This window comes from Peribacillus deserti (assembly GCF_016909175.1).
In the GTDB taxonomy this organism is placed as follows: domain Bacteria; phylum Bacillota; class Bacilli; order Bacillales; family DSM-1321; genus Paraperibacillus; species Paraperibacillus deserti.
Genome location: NZ_JAFBFI010000011.1, coordinates 36,400 through 55,072, shown reverse-complemented (window position 1 = coordinate 55,072; position 18,673 = coordinate 36,400). Strand labels below are relative to the sequence as shown.

Below are 18,673 nucleotides of genomic sequence, written 5' to 3'. Positions count from 1 at the left end.
AAATGGATAGCGCATCTGCGCTATCCAATCTAGGGAGTTTAGGGGTATGGTTCTAGATGTACTTATATCTTTCCCCTGCTGCGTAATATTAAACTGAAATAAAAAAATTTTATCAACATGCTGAGGGCGCCTTCATTGTGATTATCTATTTGAATTGATATATTATTAAGGACAGATTTTTTAAAGGAGGAAAACACATTGAATATGGATTTTAACTTATTCATGAATGATATAGTACGCCAGGCCAGACAGGAAATTACGGCTGCGGGTTATTCGGAGCTCAAAACCCCAGAAGAAGTGGAAGCGGCTTTTAATGAAAAAGGAACAACTCTTGTAATGGTTAACTCAGTATGCGGCTGTGCCGGTGGAATCGCCCGCCCGGCTGCTGCCCACTCCATTCATTTCGATAAGCGCCCGGACCATCTTGTCACCGTATTTGCAGGCCAGGATAAAGAAGCCACAGAAAAAGCGAGAAGCTTTTTTACAGGGTATCCTCCATCTTCACCATCGTTTGCTTTACTAAAGGATGGAAAATTATTAACGATGGTAGAACGCCATGAAATTGAAGGACATGAACCAATGTCTGTTGTAAACAAACTTCAGTCTTATTTTGAACAATATTGTGAAGAACTATAAGAAGTAAGTTAAAACCCGTCCTAGGACGGGTTTTTTTATGCTGATTTTCTATAAATGGCTTTTGATTTGAGAAAACTATCGTATAAAAATTTTTAACCCATTCAGTTTTATGTATAATTATGAATAACTATATTCTGGAATAATTAAGTAATGATGACTTTTAATCATAAAAAAGCTATTTTCAATTATAACAAACTGTGTTAAAATACAAATTGTCGTATATATATAACATTTGTTTTGGAACTTGAAAATTATGGTGATATAGTTCATAATGAATTAAACTGACTTATAATAATTTTCAGATTACTATTCTTTAGGGGGATATTTTACATGAAAAAGTGGCTATCAGTTGTTTTTGCAGCCGTTTTATTGATGGGATTGCTTTCAGCGTGCGGCACTTCCGAAAAAACTAACGGAGGCAAGGAAGAAGGAGAGGATACTAAAGTATTAAAGATGGGTACCTCGGCAGATTATCGTCCATTTGAGTATATAGACACAGCAAAAGGCGATGAAATCATCGGTTTTGATGTAGATATTGCTAAAGCTATTACAAAGAATCTGGGATACAAAATGGAAATTCAGGATATGGAGTTTAATGGATTGGTAACAGCCTTACAAAACAAACAGATCGATTTTGTATTAGCTGGCATGACGCCAAATGAAGAGCGCAAAAAGAGCGTTGATTTCAGTGATATCTACTATTCTGCGAAACATTTAATTGTAACAAAAAAAGACAGCGGCATTAAATCCAAGCAGGACCTTAATGGAAAAACTGTCGGAGTGCAGCTGGGATCTATCCAGGAAGGAATTGCAGCTGATCTAAAGAAAAAAGAGAAAATTGAACTGAAAGCTGATAGCAGAAACAAAATTCCTGAGCTGATTCAGGAGATTTCTGCAGGCCGCTTAGATGCAGCAATCATTGAAGATACAGTAGCAAAAGGCTACCTTGAGGATAACAAGGATCTTGTCAGCTACGAAATCCCAGTTGAAGGTGAAGCGGGTTCTGCTATTGCATTCCAAAAGGATAGCAAGCTTACAAAAGAGTTTAACGCTGAGCTGAATAAAATGAAAGAAAACGGCGAATTAGAAAAGCTGATTATTAAATGGTTTGGCAGTGACGCGAAATAAATCAGTTTGAATGACTAGAGAGATAGTTTATAAAAGGAATGACTTTTCTAATAGAGTCATTCCTTTTTACCGAAATCAATGAATGGGAAGGACGAAAAATATTGAACTTAGATTTCAGCCGGGTTACGCCTTCTCTTCCTTATATTCTAGAAGGCATATATATTACATTACAAGTAGTCGCTTTGGCCGCCCTTTTAGGATTTGCGCTTGGCATAATCCTATCACTATTCAAAATCAGCTCTATTAAGCCTCTTAACTGGCTGGCTGACTTTTATACGTCTATTTTTAGAGGAACGCCTCTGGTCCTGCAGCTCATGCTGATTTACTTCGGTTCTCCGCAAGTATTCGGAATTCAGATTGAACCGTTTACGGCAGCCTTTCTTTCATTTGGGCTGAATTCAGCTGCCTATATTTCTGAAATTATAAGAGCAGGAATTCTGGCTGTGGATAAGGGACAAAAGGAGGCGGCAGTTGCTCTGGGTGTACCTTATAGAAAGATGATGACAGATATCATTCTCCCACAGGCCATGAAAAATATTTTGCCTGCCTTGATGAACGAAATGATCACTTTAACAAAGGAATCTGCGGTTGTTACAATTATCGGCTTGAATGATATTATGAGAAGGGCATACATCGTTGGAGGACAAAGCTATCGATTCTTTGAGCCAATCCTGATTGCCGGTCTCGTTTATTATGTGCTTGTCATGATTTTGACTATTGCCGGAAAGCTGGTAGAAAGGAGAATGAGACGCAGTGATTAAAATAGATAATCTTCATAAGAATTTTGAGAAGCTTGAGGTCCTAAAAGGTATAAACACCGGTATTAAAGAAGGTGAAGTGGTCGCTATTATTGGCCCGTCGGGTTCCGGTAAATCCACTTTGCTGCGCTGCATCAATCTGCTTGAACAGCCGACAGAAGGAAGCATCTGGATCAATGGTGAAGAAATCACCAGCAAGAAAACTAATATTTTAAAAGTTCGGGCAAAGGTTGGAATGGTGTTTCAGCATTTTCATCTTTTTCCACATAAAACGGTTCTTCAAAACCTCACATATGCTCCTATTAAGGTAAAAGGACTTACGAAGAAGGAAGCAGAGGGAAAAGGCAGAGACCTTCTGCAAAGAGTAGGGCTGGCAGAAAAGGCTGATGAATATCCGAGCCGTTTATCCGGGGGGCAAAAGCAGCGGGTGGCGATCGCGAGAGCACTTGCTATGGACCCTGAAGTAATGCTTTTTGATGAGCCGACTTCAGCTCTTGATCCAGAGATGGTGAAAGAGGTGCTTGAAGTCATGAAATCACTGGCACATACAGGTATGACTATGGCCATTGTCACCCATGAAATGGGCTTTGCTAGAGAAGTAGCGGACCGCGTATTATTTTTAGATGGAGGACAGCTAGTGGAGGATGCGAAGCCTTCAGAATTCTTCAGCAGCCCCAAAACACAGCGTGCTAAGGATTTCTTGGAGAAAATTCTTTAATCCATATTCAGCAGTAAGTTTTCATCTCTATCAATTTGCTATACAGTAAGCGGGCCTGCCGGATTTGTCAGGTCCGCTTATTTTTGTATATAAAATCTCTTCAGCTGCTTTTGCAGTCTTCTAATTTTACGGATCATAAGATAACTGGTACAGTATTGCTAAATACTTAATCCTGCAAGGAATTTGTTGGAATTTGAGTAAACAAATATTAAACAATTAATTGGAGCTGGAGTATGTTTAGAATAGGATACCGGACTTTAAAGACAGCGATAGGTACTGCAATGGCCATATCATTGGCCCAGGTTGCCGGATTGAATAACTTTGCTTCTGCAGGAATCTTAACCATTCTGTGCATTCAAGTTACGAAAAAGCGGTCGCTTAGAACCTCTTGGGACAGGCTGCTGGCATGCTTGATTGCGATGGGATTTTCAGCATTCTTTTTCGAGATGCTGGGATATAATCCGCTTGTCATCGGCATCATGCTCCTCTTGTTTATCCCGGTTACCGTTGCACTCCATGTGCAGGGAGGGATCGTAACCAGCAGTGTTATCATTCTGCATTTCTATTCATCGGCACATGTTACATGGAGTCTCTTTTACAATGAAGTGTTATTGATAGTCATAGGGATAGGCGTTGCCTTAGTCATGAACTTATACATGCCGAGTGTAGACAATAAATTAATGAGCTATCAGGAACAAGTCGAAAACAACTTTCATGTAATTTTTAAAGAAATTGTTCACTATTTACGAACAAATGAAACCGTGTGGACAGGAAAAGAAATCACTGAGACCTCGAAACTGCTCAATGATGCTAAATCTCTGGCCTCTAAAGAAATTGAAAACCGAGTGCTCCGGAATGAAGATATTTTTTATGTTTATTTTAGTATGCGCCAAAAGCAATTTGAAATTATAGAACGGCTGCTGCCGCTGGTATCATCCATACCGGCAACGATTGAACAGGGGAAAAAAATAGCGATTTTTATTGAAGAGCTTAGTGAGCATATCCATCCTTATAATACCGCATATGTCTACCTTGATAAGCTTGCAGCTCTGCGAAGGGAGTTCAGGGATATGGAACTGCCGAAGACAAGAGAAGAATTCGAAATTAGAGCGTCTTTATTGCAGCTCATTAATGAACTTGAGCAATATTTAGTTATCAAGGATGCCTTTAGGGGCTTCCCAAAAAATAAAACAAGAATTAAACCGAAATTACAGGTAAAAACTAAGGAAAAAGCATAGGTGGCGATTATGTGAAGCTCCTTATTTTAACCTTTGCCTTCATGATGTCTTTTATTATGCCCGCTGCTCCTCCGGCTCCGGACCTGCCTTTTATCATTGTAAATAAAAAGGTTCATCAGCTTGCCCTTGTCCAAGACAATAAGATACAAAAAGTCTATAAAGCGGCAACAGGAAAAACCGAGGAACTGACACCAGAAGGGTTGTTTAAAGTCACAGTAAAAGCAAAAAATCCATATTACCGCAAAAAAAATATCCCTGGAGGCGATCCGAGAAATCCGCTTGGATCTAGATGGATCGGCTTTAATGCAAAAGGCACAGACGGCCGCATTTACGGAGTTCACGGCACCAACAGGCCAGGACTTATTGGCACTAGCGTTTCGCAGGGTTGCATCAGATTAACAAACAAAGATGTCGAACAATTATATGAGAAAGTCCCACTTGGAACACAGATTCTAGTTGTTAATTCAACCAAAAGTTTTCTGCAGATAGCCAAACAATACAAAGCCATAAAATAGTAAAAGGCCGGGTCAGAATTATCTGATCCGGCCTTTGTTATGTCGCTGAAGCATGTAAGAATGATTATTGCGTATTAATCATAAAACAAGCGTTATTCCTGCTAGCAATGTAGTAACAAGCATGGTTATAAGCATGAGATACACTACTAATTTCTGTAACTTCTTTCTTCGCATAAACCATCTCTCCCTAAGGAAATTCTCTCTCTATTTTATCGTGAATGATAGTATATGACAACCGTTTAATAATGCCTGAAGGATGCAGGAAATCGTAAATTAATATAGAATATTTAGTAAAGTTCGACAAAAAGCGTTTTCATTTTTAAAAATGAAAGTGCTGTCTTTAGTGGAGGTATATATGATTCAAGACATTAACCATATTGGTATAGCCGTAAAATCTATAAAAGAATCACTTCCTTTTTATCAACAGGTGCTTGGCCTAAAGCTTGAGGGAATAGAGGAAGTGGAAAGCCAGCAGGTGAAGGTTGCTTTCCTTCTTGCTGGAAATACCCGTCTGGAATTGCTTGAAGGGACTTCAGACACAAGTCCCATTTCACGATTTATCGACAAAAAAGGTGAAGGAATCCATCATATAGCTTTAAGTGTCCATAATATTGAAGATAGAATAGCAGAATTACATATAAAAGGAATTAATATGATTGACAATCAGCCAAGAATTGGTGCACACGGTGCAAGCATTGCTTTTATGCATCCCAAATCCACTGGGGGCGTCTTGTATGAGTTGTGTGAAAGAGATTTCGAGGGGGATAAGGGTTAATGGACATCTACGAAAAAATCAATGAATTATACGACCGCAGGCGGGAGATAGAATTAGGCGGCGGAGATGAGCGGACAGCTAAACAGCATGAGAAGGGAAAGCTGACTGCAAGGGAGAGAATCGATCTGCTTGTTGACTCAGGGTCATTTGTAGAGTTGAATCCCTTTATTCAGCATCGATCCAGGGATTTTGGGCTGGATAAGATGAAAGGGCCCGGAGACGGAGTGGTCACTGGATATGGAAAGGTTGATGGTCGGCCCATATATTTATTTTCGCAGGACTTTACCGTTTTTGGCGGTGCCCTTGGAGAAATGCACGCAAAAAAAATCGCCAATGTAATGGACCTGGCCGCAAAGAATGGAGCTCCTTTTATAGGATTGAACGATTCCGGCGGAGCCAGGATACAAGAAGGCGTAGTATCTTTGGATGGATATGTACAAATCTTTTATAGAAACGCTATTTATTCAGGAGTAATTCCTCAAATTTCTGTGATAATGGGACCTTGTGCGGGAGGAGCTGTTTATTCACCTGCCATCACTGATTTTGTTTTCATGGTTGAAAAAACAAGCCAGATGTTTATAACGGGTCCTAAAGTAATTGAAACAGTAACGGGTGAAAAGATAACCTCCGAAGATCTTGGAGGGGCAAAGGTACATAACAGCATCAGCGGCAATGCGCATTTTGGCGGTGAGACCGAGGAGGAAGTCCTCTTGATGGTACGAAAGCTTTTAGGGTATCTTCCGCTTAATAATCATGAACAGCCTCCTGCTCTCGAATCAGATGATCTAGATGATTACCGGCCGGATATTACGGATAAGATTCCTTTTGATGCAGTCAGGCCCTATGATGTTAGAACAATCATTGACGAACTTATGGATAAGGACTCTTTTATGGAAGTGCAAAAAGACTTTGCCAGAAATATTGTCATTGGGCTTGCCCGCATAAAGGGCCAGGCTGTTGGTCTTGTATGTAATCAGCCTAAATTTATGGCAGGAGGACTTGACATTGATTCTTCTGATAAGGCAGCAAGATTCATACGTTTTTGCGATTCATTTAATATTCCGATTATTACGTTTGAAGATGTGACAGGCTTCTTCCCGGGTATTAAGCAGGAGCATGGCGGAATTATTAGGCATGGTGCAAAAATTCTGTATGCCTATTCAGAAGCTACTGTTCCCAAGATTACAGTTATTTTAAGGAAAGCATATGGCGGGGCCTATGTGGCGCTGAACAGCAAATCAATAGGAGCAGATCTGGTATATGCCTGGCCAAATGCCGAAATAGCAGTCATGGGGCCGCAGGGTGCAGCCAATGTTATTTTTTCAAGGGAAATTCAAAACAGTCCAAATCCTGAAGAGACCAGGATGAAAAAGATAGAGGAATACAGAGAGAAATTTGCGAATCCTTATGTTGCGGCAAGCCAGGGCATGGTTGATGATGTGATTGATCCGAGAGACACTAGAATGGTGCTGATAAGATCCCTTGAGATGATGAAGAACAAGCAGGAAGACAGGCCAAAGAAAAAACATGGAAATATCCCTTTGTAGCCTGAATTAGGATATTTGCCCCTGAAATCCTTTTACAGGTATACTATACAATGAACTTACATATTGGAGGTTAGCCTAATGGTGAATCAGGAACGATTATTAAATGAATTTCTGGAGCTGGTCCAGGTTGATTCTGAAACAAAATTCGAGACCGAAATCGCTAAAGTATTAACAGAGAAATTCAGTGCATTAGGTGTAGAAGTTTTTGAAGATGATACAACAGCTCAGACAGGTCACGGGGCAGGAAACTTAATCTGCACTCTGGAGGGTACGAAAGAGGGAGTAGATCCCATTTATTTCACATCCCATATGGATACAGTTGTACCGGGCAGAGGGATTAAACCTTCAGTAAAAGACGGCTATGTAGTGACCGACGGAACTACGATTCTTGGAGCAGATGATAAAGCTGGTCTTGCTGCAATGTTTGAAGCTATCCGTGTACTAAAGGAAAATAATATCCCGCATGGCACTATTCAATTTATCATTACCGTTGGTGAAGAATCAGGGCTTCTTGGCGCGAAAGCTATGGATCCTTCCCTTGTTACCGCAAAGTACGGTTTTGCACTGGATAGTGACGGCAAGGTTGGTAACATAGTAGTAGCTGCCCCTACTCAAGCGAGAATTACAGCTGTTATCCACGGCAAAACGGCTCATGCTGGTGTTGCCCCGGAAAAAGGGGTTTCAGCGATAACAATTGCTTCAAAAGCCATTTCAAGAATGCCTTTAGGCAGAATTGATGAAGAAACAACGGCTAATATTGGAAGCTTTGCGGGAGGCACTCAGACAAATATTGTTGCCGACCGAGTTGATATCCTTGCAGAAGCAAGATCATTAATTCCAGAAAAAATGGAAGCACAGACTGCAAAAATGAAGTCTGCTTTTGAAGAGGCTGCTGCTGAAATGGGCGGAAGTGCTGATGTGAGTATAGAAGTGATGTATCCAGGCTTTAAGTTCGGCCATGGAGACCATGTGGTAGAAGTAGCCAAAAAGGCTGCCAGCAAAATTGGCCGTCCTTCCGAGCTGCAAAAAAGCGGAGGCGGAAGTGATGCGAACGTAATTGCGGGCTTCGGCATTCCTACTGTGAACCTCGCTGTCGGATATGAAGAGATTCATACAACAAATGAAAAAATTCCTGTAGAAGAGCTGAGCAAGCTGGCCGAAATGGTAGTGGCGATTGTTCAGGAAACAGCGGGCGAATAAGATCATTCAGAAGAGAGAAAGATCATTACTTTCTCTTTTCTTTTTCTTTTTTTAAAATACTTTCTAAGGAGAAAGCATATGATTATGAGCGATAAAGCGGTTGTTTTTTTAGCAGGGAAGGAAGAATATGCACTGCCGATTGAATATGTCCATTCTATAGAGAAGCCGGGCGGTATCACGTTAATTCCCCATATGCCTGCCTATGTGCTTGGGCTTTCTGATATTCGCGGCGAATTGATTCCTTTAATAGATTTAGAGAATGTCCTGTTTCAATCCGAAGCCTCCGGAAATCCGGCTGAAATGAAATGGATATTAGTTAAAATAGATGGGCTGACAGCAGGGCTCGCTGTAAGGGATGCGAAAGAAATAGTGGAAATTCCACAAGAGAGCATTAAACAAATCGGCCTCGCAGCCTACGAGAAAACTAGCTTTATAAGCGGTGTGGCAAGCTTGCCCGAGAGCCGCCTTATAGCTATTATTAATCCTGACCAATTAATGAACTCGTTAGAAGGTATAAGGGAATTAAAAGCATATATGGATGAAATGAAATAAACCGGACAGCTGTTTTGACCTTATCCCTAAAGAAATGGACATAATAAGGTCTATCATTCCGGAAAGCAGGTGGTTTTTTGCAGGAAATGTACCCCAAAAAGGGACGAGTCATATTACATGTAGATATGAATAGTTTTTATGCTTCAGTAGAGATGGCCTACGATTCCTCGTTAAAGGGAAAACCGCTTGCGATTGCCGGCAATGTAGAAGAACGGCGCGGAATCATCGTAACCTGCAGCTATGAGGCGAGGCGTTTCGGTGTGAAAACTACCATGCCGCTTTGGGAAGCTAAAAAGCTATGCCCGCAGCTGATTGTTAAAAGTCCTGACTTTGATAAATATAGAACAGCTTCAGTTGCTATGTTTGATCTGTTAAGACAGTATACCTCCCTGGTTGAGCCTGTTTCGATTGATGAAGGCTATATGGATATTACCGAGTGCCATGAAATGGGTTCTCCAATAGAAATTGCAAAGAGCATTCAGCAGAGAATTTTCCAGACGCTGGATCTTCCATGCAGTATAGGCATTGCCCCGAATAAATTTCTGGCAAAAACAGCATCTGATATGAAGAAACCGATGGGAATTACTATTTTACGCAAAAGAGATGTTCCAGACAAGCTATGGCCGCTCGGGGTCACTGAGATGCACGGAATTGGAGAAAAAACTGCGGAGAAATTGGAATCTATAGGTGTCAGGACAATAGGTGATCTGTCTCAGGCGAACGAGATGCAGTTAAGGCATGCTCTGGGAATCAACGGATTAAAACTTAAAAACAGGGCTAACGGAGAAGATAACAGAGGCGTGGACCCGGATTCAATTTATGAACATAAAAGTGTCGGGAACTCCACTACTCTTCCTTATGATTCAACTAACGAAAAAGAATTACTGACTGTTATTCATACATTATCTGAAAAAGTAGCTTTCAGGTTAAAAAGAAAAAATCTCGCGGGCCAAAAAATAGGTATAACTATAAGATTTAAAAATAGAAAGACCATCACAAGAAGCAAAACCCTTTTAAACCCGATAACGTCTCACAAAAACATTTCAGAAGAAGCAAAAGCTTTATTTAAAATTCATTGGAATGGAGATGCTGTCCGGCTTCTCGGTGTAACAGCCTTTGAGGTGATAGAGAAACAAGAAGCATTTAAGCAGCTTGACATCTTTTCATATCAGCAGGACGCAAAAAAAGAACCGCTGTTCTCGGCCATAGAAAAACTTCAAGCCAAATACGGGAAAAAGGCTTTGCAAAAAGGAACGGATTACACCGGTGGCACCAGTGCAAATATGGGAGCCGAAACCAGCTTCAGCAAAGATTTTTTAGACCGTCAGCGTTAAAAAAATTACCCAGGCGTTCTTAAACCGAATCGACGGGATAAATCCTTTTATTACATGAAACTCAGTTTGAATCTCTGATTTATGTGTAAAATAAAAGAGACTAACTGACGATTGCTAGAATCATTTATTGAATCTTGGATTTTGGCTGATTTAGATCCGGATGTAAACTCAAAAAAACATTATTATACGAAAAAAGACTTATACACAAGAAGGGATGTTATATGATGACAAAGCAGCAAATCGGAGTAATCGGCATGGCCGTTATGGGGAAAAACCTGGCTTTTAATATTGAGAGCAGAGGATATTCCGTTTCCATCTTCAATCGCTCTAGAGAAAAAACGGATGAAGTAATGAAGGAAGCAGAAGGTAAAAATTTAGTCCCTTCCTATAGTATTGAGGAATTTGTTGATTCATTGGAGTCGCCCCGGAAAATTTTATTAATGGTTAAAGCCGGAGCTGCAACCGATGCAACCATTGAACAGCTGAAGCCTCTTCTTAATAAAGGAGATATTGTGATTGATGGAGGAAATACCTTCTTTGTCGATACACAGCGCCGCAACAAGGAGCTGAGCGAGCTTGGCATCAACTTCATCGGAACCGGGGTTTCAGGCGGTGAAGAAGGAGCCCTAAAAGGACCTTCCATCATGCCGGGAGGACAAAGAGAAGCCTATGACCTTGTGGAACCTATCTTGAAAGAAATTTCCGCTAAGGTAAACGGTGAGCCATGCTGTACATATATTGGACCGAACGGAGCAGGGCATTATGTAAAAATGGTCCACAATGGGATTGAGTATGGCGATATGCAGCTGATTGCTGAATCATACTTCCTGCTGAAAAATATTCTTGGCTTATCAGCTGACGAACTTCATGAAGTATTTGCCGAATGGAATAAAGGCGAGCTGGACAGCTACCTGATTGAAATTACGGCAGATGTATTTAAGAAATATGATGATGAAACAGGCAAGCCGCTGGTAGATGTAATTCTCGACAAAGCAGGCCAGAAGGGTACTGGAAAATGGACCAGCCAGAGTGCCCTTGACCTGGGTGTTCCATTGCCAATCATTACGGAATCAGTATTCGCCCGTTTCATATCCGCCTTGAAAGATGAGCGCACAGCAGCCAGCAAGATATTAAGAGGACCGCAAAAGAAAGAGTTTACCGGTGATAAGCAAAGTTTTATTGAATCAATCCGTAAAGCCCTGTATATGAGCAAAATTGTTTCATATGCTCAGGGGTTTGCTCAAATGAAAGCTGCCTCTGAAGAGTATAACTGGGACCTTCGCTATGGCGAGATCGCGATGATTTTTAGAGGAGGATGTATCATCCGGGCACAATTCCTTCAGAAAATCAAAGAAGCATATGACCGTGAAGCGAACCTGAATAATCTTTTATTAGATCCATATTTCCAGGAAATTGCTGAAAGCTACCAAGATGCACTGCGTGATGTAATTGGAACAGCTGTAATGCAAGGTATTCCTGTACCTTGCTTCTCTGCTGCGCTGGCTTACTTTGACAGCTACCGCACAGAAACTCTTCCAGCGAACCTGATTCAGGCACAGCGTGACTATTTTGGAGCTCACACCTATGAGCGTGTAGACAAAGAAGGAATTTTCCATACTGAATGGATGGAGAAGTAAACAAAAGGGGACTGGAACTATAATGTTTCAGTCCTTTATATTTATGTGAAAATGATTTTTGGGGTTAAGTTTGAACATTTCAGAAAATACTTTTATTTTATAGATTTTTTAATTCTCTACTATAATAAAACTTAACAACCTAGTTTCGAAGTGGAGGATGAAATGTCTAGAATTTTTCTTATCATATTAGGATCTGTCATTATTGGATTTGCTTACAATTTATTTTTGATTCCACACGAAATTTTAAGCAGCGGGTTAGCTGGAGTTGCCATTATGCTTGGCATTATCACTCCGTTTGGTACAGGTATCATTAACTTTCTGTTGAATCTTCCGCTTTTAATATTGGGTGTAATGAAATTAGGAAAGAAGTTCATCAGCTATACGATTATATCCGTCATTGTGCTGACAGTTAGTCTATATATTATTCCTGTGAAACCTATCTCCTCCGAGCCTATTTTATCTTCCGTATTTGGGGGGGCATTAACGGGACTCGGAATCGGTATCATTTTCCGCGCCTCTGGTTCTTCTGGCGGCTTCGATATAATTGCCATGCTTCTCACGAGGAAGAAAGATTTTCCTCTGGGAGCCTTAATCTCAGCGATGAATGGCGTGGTTGTCATCGCATCCGGTTTTGTTTTCAACTGGGATGCTGCCCTTAATACACTGGTAGGAATCTTTGTAACCGGAAAAGTGATAGATGCCATTCATACCAATCATATTAAGCTGACCGTAACCATTGTTACCTCTCAAGGTATTGAGATGAAAGACAAGCTTCTAAAGAATCTTTACCGCGGCGTTACTCTTATGGATGGCCAAGGGGCCTACTCTGGTGAAGGTAAAAAGGTACTCATGACCGTTATCACCAGATATCAGCTTACAGATGTGAAGCAGATTATCAGCGAAACAGATCCACAGGCATTTGTGAATGTGACTGAAACAAAAGAAGTGATGGGCTCCTTTCACAGGGGCTGATAAGAAATATGTTTATTCAGGATCTTTGCTTCTATGGCAAAGGTCTTTTTCTTTATATTCAGAAGGTTATATCCATCGTTTCACGAATTAGTACAGAAGAAGGGGGAGAAGTATGGAAGCAGTCATTCAAAAACGCAAAAAGAGAGAAAAAAGATGGGGAAAACGGCTTGCCATATCGATGGCCGTTATTTTAGCGCTTTTGCTGATCGCATTAGCTTTCTTAAATTATTATGTCAGCCGCTCCCTGCCTCAGATCGAGGGAGAGTTACATGTAAAGGGTCTGAATAAATCTGTGACCGTTAGCCGAGATTCAGCAGGTGTCCCGCATGTGACAGCTGCTAATGAGCATGATCTGTACCTGGCTCAAGGCTTTGTACAAGCTCAGGACAGGCTTTTTCAAATGGATCTCAGCAGGAGGCAGGCTTCAGGTACTCTGAGTGAAGTGATAGGAAGCGCCACCCTCGACCGTGATAAATTTTTTCGTACCTTAGGGCTTAGACGTGCTGCCGAAAAATCCTGGGCAGCTTATTCTGATGACGCAAAACAAGTATTAACTTGGTATGCCGAAGGAGTAAATCAATATATTGGCAGCCTGAGGAAAAGTGGGAAATGGCCGGTAGAGTTTAAGCTGGCGGGGTATACACCCGAGGACTGGAGTCCGGCTGACTCACTGACAATAGGTAAATATATGGCCTTTGATCTTGGAGGACACTGGCAGGGACAGGCTTTCCGCCAGCATCTTCTCCAAACGTTTTCAAAAGAGAAAGCCTATGATTTGTTTCCTTCTTACCCAAAAGCCGCTCCATACATCATCTCAAAGAATGAAATGAATATTGAAAAGACACTGTCAGCTGCCGTCATTCCGCATGAACTGAACGGAAGCAATAACTGGGTAGCTGCCGGGAGTAAAACCAAATCCGGAAAGCCCATTTTGGCGGACGATCCGCATCTTTCTCTTGCTACGCCATCGATCTGGTACCAGATGCATTTAAAAACTAAAAATATAAATGTAAGCGGTGTTATTTTCGCCGGAATTCCTGGTATTATCCTGGGCCATAATGACCGGATTGCATGGGGTGTAACGAACACAGGGCCTGATGTTCAAGACTTGTATATAGAAAAGAGAAATCCGAAAGACAAACAAAAGTTTTTGTATAATGGCAAATGGGAACAGGCGGCTATAATCAACGAACCTATTAAAATTAAAGATGGCAAAACCATTCCTTATAAGGTCACAATCACAACGCACGGCCCCGTTATCTCCGAGTTTGCAGCAGAGTCAGGTGAAAACACACAATTATCTCTGAAATGGACTGCTTTAGAGCCTTCTGTAGAGCTTGAAGCTATATTGCAAATGAACAAAGCAGGGAATTGGGATGAGTTCGAAAAAGCATTGGAAAAATTTCAGGTGCCTGCCCAAAATTTCGTATTTGCCTCTGGAGATGGAACAATCGCCTATAAAGCAAATGGAAATATTCCCATCCGAAAGAAAGGGAATGCATTACTGCCTGTACCGGGCTGGACCGATGAATATGAATGGGAAGGATTTATTCCTTTTAATAAGCTTCCAAAAGTGATTAACCCGGCCGAAGGCTTTATATCCACGGCCAATAATAAAGTAACCAGTGATGACTATCCTTACCATATTTCAAATGTGTGGGCACAGCCATATAGACAAATGAGAATTCAGGAATTTCTAAAATCCAAAAACAACATGTCAATCAAAGATATGCAAAATCTGCAGATGGATCAGCTGAACCTGCAGGCGGAGGAGTTTGTCCCACAATTTTTAGAGCAGCTGAAGACAGAAAAATTGAGTAAGAAACAAAAAGACGCCATTACGATTCTTAAAAAATGGAATTTTAAAGATGATAAAGATTCGGCGGCTCCTCTTATCTTTAACCTCTGGATGGATAACATCAATAACAAGATGTTTGAAGGGCAGATTTCTGAAGAAATGATGGAACTTTTTGAGGGAAGAAAGTCAGTTGTGGATGCATTGCTGCGGAACGCACTTGGGGGCAAGGAGGGGGTATGGATAAAAGAACAAGGCGGCATATCCGAGTACTTAAAAACATGCCTGAAGCTTACTCTTTCTGAGATAGAAGAACTTCAAGGAATCCATCAAGAGGAATAGGCCTGGGGAGATTATCATAAAGTGAACTTTACCCATCCGCTCTCCAGTATTTCCATATTAAAATATGTATTTAACAGGGAGGGCTCGCTTCCTGTTGGAGGCAGCAGCGTTACGGTACAGGCCGCTGGAACAGACGAATCCGGTCTGGTCAACCACGGCGGCTCCTGGAGATTTGCCATAGATACGGCCGATCTGAACAAAGGGTACCACCTTGTAGGACCCGGACAATCCGGACATATTAAAAGCGAATGGTACCACGATCAGTTGGATGATTGGGCAAATGGGACATACCATGCCACAAGTCTAAACAAACAAACAGGAGACCGGATCCTACTAAAGCCATAAGTGTAAAAGTGCATTCATCTTTTCTAAGACGAATGCACTTTTTTGTTATAATTCCAGGTTTCTAAAATAGACTTACAGTGGTATTAGTAAGTAATACGGTTAATAGGGGTTGATAGAATGGTAAGCCTGCTTGTAACAGCTGTTGTATTGCTGGGTGTATTCATTATCCTTGAAACCGGTGTCTCCCGCTGGCTTAACAAAGAGGAAAAACCCCTTGAAAGCCGAGCTGCGGAGCCGGAAAGAAGATATAGAAGTGAAGTGCAGAGCAAGCATTGAATGGGGCTGCTCTGTTTTTTTGTGGGTGTGAAAGCATTTTAATGTTTCTATCGGGGAAATTGTTTAGCGAAGCCTTTAATTTTATTTGGATGTTAAAGATTCAGGGACGAAGCTAGGCCGAAATGTTAATAGCATCTGCTTTTCATGAAGGCTGTTATGGTGAAATTTGATAGGGCAACTCTGGGGATATTCTCCTAAATTTTAAACTCCTCTTAAAGTCTGAAAAACGCTCTTAAATTTGAAAACTCCACTTAAAAAACGCCCAAATTTTCATTTCACGACATAAAGATAATCCTATTTAATTAAAGGCTACGTTAAAGTGAAAAGGTTGGATTTATCATAAAATAATAAATGGGTTAGCTCAATTGGATACTTATGAATAAGCATGATATTGTGAAGGGCCCTATTTTAACTAACGCCGAAGTAGAGTTGGATATTACTTCCTGAAAATCACAAAATGAAATTATTAAATGTTAAGGTTAAATTAATTATATATGTCAAAAGCAGGACGACATGAAGACCTCGTGGTTAATACTTACTTTAATACCTGCTCCATTCTTGTTTCACTTTTTTGAATATGGACAACACATTAAGCGTGAAGAAGCATCTTTTCTATATTTAGGTTCTGTAATCTTTGTTATTATAATTGGCCTTTTATCTGGTCAAATTAGAATTCGTTACGTTATTTTGGTTAATGTTATAACGGGGTTATTATCAATGTTTTTGGCTATGTATTTAATTCCTAACGACGGTGGTTGGTTTAAGCCAGCAGGTAGAGATGTTGGCAGTAATCTTTGTTGCAGTTGTTTTTTTAGTGGGACAATTAATAGTAAGGTCTTTTTCAAGACCATTCTTTGTTAAGAAGGAAAGTTAAAACTATACTTCTTACTTCACTAATGGAAATATAGTAAAAAGCGGATAGGAAAATACAATGAGCTTGGAGATACATTTCCTAGCTCATTTTTATGTTCAAAATCAACCAATAACTTTAACATTGCCTAACTAAAAGACAGTTAACGAATCATTAATATTATTACGGCGGATAATATTTTCGAGTTTTTTATATAAAAAAGCTAATGCTGGTTTTACCTATTAGAGGTAGTTTTGATTTTTGATACCTAACTCGTTCTCAATTATTCTAAGAGGTCTGACAGGCAAAGCCAGCTTCCATCAAAAGGCAAGAGCGGCCTTTCGCTGCCGCTTTTCTTATGCCTTTCAGGTGTCTGCTTTTCATAAAATAGTGAAAAGACAAAAAAAGCTAGGCAATCAGCCTAGCTCTCTAACACAGTCTTATTTAGAAAAGCACCGTTCTCCGCTTTTCTTGTTGTCCAGCTGCAAGCTGCTGCCCTCGAGTCATAAGACATTCGCTATCAAAAGGCAAAAGCGGCCTTTCGCTACCGCCTGTCTTATGCTTGTCGCGGCACGCATTTCTTTTAACAATTATCAATTTCCAGGTTTTCTACTGGCCACCATTCGAAGCCGTCTTTTTCTAGGAGCTGGTCGGCTACTTGGGGGCCGTCGCTTCCCGCGGCATAGTTAGGGAAGGTGGTTTCTTTTGTGTTTTCCCAGACTGCCGAGATGGCGTCGACGAATTTCCAGGAAAGGGCTACTTCATCCCAGTGGGTGAAGTTGGTTGCATCGCCTCTCATGCTGTCATATAAAAGTTTTTCATATGCTTCAGGAGTGTTCATACGGTCAATGCTTTTGCTTGCCGTGCTGAGTCTTACTGGAGTTGTTTTCATTCCTGAGCCTGACTTCTTGGCGTTGAGGTGAAGGGTAACTCCTTCTTCCGGCTGTATATGGATAACCAGAAGATTTGGTGTCAGTTTTTCATCCGTATTGTAATACAGATTCATCGGGATGTCTTTAAATTGAACAACGATCTTCGTTGACTTGGAACCCAGTCTTTTTCCGGTTCTGATATAGAAGGGAACTCCGGCCCAGCGGAAGTTGTCTATTACAAGCTTCCCAGCGACATAGGTTTCTGTGTTTGATTCCGGATCTACCATTGGTTCGGTGCGGTATCCTGGAACGCTTTCGCCGTTAATTGTTCCTTCGTCGTATTGTCCACGGACGAAATATTGGTTCACTTCATCCTGGCTCATAGGGCGCAGAGATCTTAGTGCACGGACTTTTTCACTGCGGATTTCCTCTGTGTTTAGCTTAATTGGGGGTTCCATTGCAAGCAAGGCAACCATCTGGAGCATGTGATTTTGGACCATATCTCTTAGGGCGCCGCTTTTTTCGTAATAGCGTCCCCTTTCTTCCACTCCAAGTGTTTCACTTGAAGTAACCTGGATATTTGAAATGTATCTATTATTCCAAAGCGGTTCAAATAGGGCATTCGCAAAACGGATTACCTGGATATTCTGAACCATCGCTTTACCAAGGTAATGATCAATACGGTATATTTCTTCTTCAGAAAAAGCTTGTCTTAATCGGTTGTTTAGTTCCTGAGCTGATTCAAAATCATGCCCAAAAGGTTTTTCGATTACCAGTCTCTTGTATCCTGCAGTGTCAGTTAACCCGTCTAATTTTAAATGGTCTCCAATTGTTCCGAAAAATTCCGGGGCCATTGCAAGGTAAAACAAACGGTTGCCTTCAAGTCCGTAATGTTCATCGAGCTTGTTTGCTAGCTCTCTCAATTGTATGTATGAACTAGAATCAGTTACATCATGCGATTGGTAATAAAAATGGGATGCAAATTCGTCAAGTCCATCCTGTTCACCGGTGAATTCGACAATGGATTTCCTAACTGATTCCTGGAACTCTTCAAGAGTTAAAGATCTTCGCGCTACTCCTAAAACGGCAAAACGGTCAGTTAATCTTCCTTTTTTATATAAACGGTACAAGGAAGGGAAGAGCTTTCTATGTGCTAAGTCTCCGGTTGCGCCGAATATCATAA

Annotated in this window: 17 protein-coding genes and 1 pseudogene; 16 read left to right on the top strand and 2 right to left on the bottom strand. The window is 40.9% G+C overall.

Annotated elements, in window-relative coordinates:
* The first annotated feature begins 198 nt into the window (after positions 1–198).
* The 6 genes from JOC77_RS12795 (at position 199) to JOC77_RS12770 (ending at position 4,993) form a co-directional block, all read left to right on the top strand.
* A complete protein-coding gene (locus JOC77_RS12795) occupies positions 199–636 on the top strand; it encodes a BrxA/BrxB family bacilliredoxin (RefSeq protein WP_204543933.1) in 438 nt (145 codons plus the stop codon).
* Between the two features lie 330 nt (positions 637–966).
* Positions 967–1,764, top strand: a complete 798-nt coding sequence (locus JOC77_RS12790; RefSeq protein ID WP_204543932.1) for a transporter substrate-binding domain-containing protein — start codon at positions 967–969, stop codon at positions 1,762–1,764.
* A 101-nt stretch (positions 1,765–1,865) separates the two neighbouring features.
* Positions 1,866–2,525, top strand: a complete 660-nt coding sequence (locus tag JOC77_RS12785; protein WP_204543931.1) for an amino acid ABC transporter permease — start codon at positions 1,866–1,868, stop codon at positions 2,523–2,525.
* On the top strand, positions 2,518–3,240 hold the full coding sequence (locus JOC77_RS12780) for an ATP-binding cassette domain-containing protein (protein WP_204543930.1): 723 nt from the start codon (positions 2,518–2,520) through the stop codon (positions 3,238–3,240). The genes JOC77_RS12785 and JOC77_RS12780 overlap by 8 nt, the downstream gene beginning before the upstream one ends.
* A 233-nt stretch (positions 3,241–3,473) precedes the next feature.
* The gene (locus tag JOC77_RS12775; RefSeq protein WP_204543929.1) at positions 3,474–4,478 is read left to right on the top strand and encodes an aromatic acid exporter family protein; all 1,005 of its coding nucleotides are present in this window, start codon (positions 3,474–3,476) and stop codon (positions 4,476–4,478) included.
* Positions 4,479–4,519: 41 nt separating this feature from the next.
* On the top strand, positions 4,520–4,993 hold the full coding sequence (locus JOC77_RS12770; protein WP_204544023.1) for a L,D-transpeptidase: 474 nt from the start codon (positions 4,520–4,522) through the stop codon (positions 4,991–4,993).
* A gap of 78 nt (positions 4,994–5,071) precedes the next feature.
* Here the strand turns inward: JOC77_RS12770 and prli42 are convergent, their stop codons facing one another.
* Entirely contained in the window at positions 5,072–5,167 is a 96-nt protein-coding gene (gene prli42, locus JOC77_RS21620; RefSeq protein WP_204543928.1) for a stressosome-associated protein Prli42, read from the bottom strand.
* 181 nt (positions 5,168–5,348) lie between these two features.
* Between prli42 and mce the strand changes: the two genes are divergently transcribed.
* From mce to JOC77_RS12715, 10 genes and pseudogenes are all read left to right on the top strand, one after another.
* Entirely contained in the window at positions 5,349–5,768 is a 420-nt protein-coding gene (gene mce / locus JOC77_RS12760; protein WP_204543927.1) for a methylmalonyl-CoA epimerase, read from the top strand.
* Positions 5,768–7,315 carry an acyl-CoA carboxylase subunit beta gene (locus tag JOC77_RS12755; protein ID WP_204543926.1) on the top strand — a complete coding sequence of 516 codons (1,548 nt, stop codon included), beginning with the start codon at positions 5,768–5,770 and terminating at the stop codon, positions 7,313–7,315. Before mce ends, JOC77_RS12755 begins: the two co-directional genes overlap by 1 nt.
* Before the next feature lie 78 nt (positions 7,316–7,393).
* Complete coding sequence (locus JOC77_RS12750) at positions 7,394–8,515, top strand: tripeptidase T (RefSeq protein ID WP_204543925.1); 1,122 nt, start codon at positions 7,394–7,396, stop codon at positions 8,513–8,515.
* 78 nt (positions 8,516–8,593) lie between these two features.
* Positions 8,594–9,067 carry a chemotaxis protein CheW gene (locus JOC77_RS12745; RefSeq protein ID WP_204543924.1) on the top strand — a complete coding sequence of 158 codons (474 nt, stop codon included), beginning with the start codon at positions 8,594–8,596 and terminating at the stop codon, positions 9,065–9,067.
* 77 nt (positions 9,068–9,144) lie between these two features.
* Entirely contained in the window at positions 9,145–10,401 is a 1,257-nt protein-coding gene (locus tag JOC77_RS12740) for a DNA polymerase IV (RefSeq protein WP_204543923.1), read from the top strand.
* A gap of 224 nt (positions 10,402–10,625) precedes the next feature.
* Entirely contained in the window at positions 10,626–12,038 is a 1,413-nt protein-coding gene (gene gndA / locus JOC77_RS12735) for an NADP-dependent phosphogluconate dehydrogenase (RefSeq protein WP_204544022.1), read from the top strand.
* Positions 12,039–12,200: 162 nt separating this feature from the next.
* Positions 12,201–13,010 (top strand): YitT family protein, encoded by an 810-nt coding sequence (locus tag JOC77_RS12730; protein ID WP_204543922.1) that lies wholly within the window; start codon positions 12,201–12,203, stop codon positions 13,008–13,010.
* 112 nt (positions 13,011–13,122) lie between these two features.
* A pseudogene (locus tag JOC77_RS12725) lies at positions 13,123–15,492 on the top strand (penicillin acylase family protein).
* A 117-nt stretch (positions 15,493–15,609) separates the two neighbouring features.
* Entirely contained in the window at positions 15,610–15,768 is a 159-nt protein-coding gene (locus JOC77_RS12720) for a hypothetical protein (protein ID WP_204543921.1), read from the top strand.
* Positions 15,769–16,281: 513 nt separating this feature from the next.
* Positions 16,282–16,629 carry a hypothetical protein gene (locus tag JOC77_RS12715; RefSeq protein WP_204543920.1) on the top strand — a complete coding sequence of 116 codons (348 nt, stop codon included), beginning with the start codon at positions 16,282–16,284 and terminating at the stop codon, positions 16,627–16,629.
* A 572-nt stretch (positions 16,630–17,201) separates the two neighbouring features.
* Here JOC77_RS12715 and zwf read toward each other — a convergent pair.
* On the bottom strand, positions 17,202–18,671 hold the full coding sequence (gene zwf, locus JOC77_RS12710; RefSeq protein WP_239558747.1) for a glucose-6-phosphate dehydrogenase: 1,470 nt from the start codon (positions 18,669–18,671) through the stop codon (positions 17,202–17,204).
* Between the last annotated feature and the right edge of the window lie 2 nt (positions 18,672–18,673).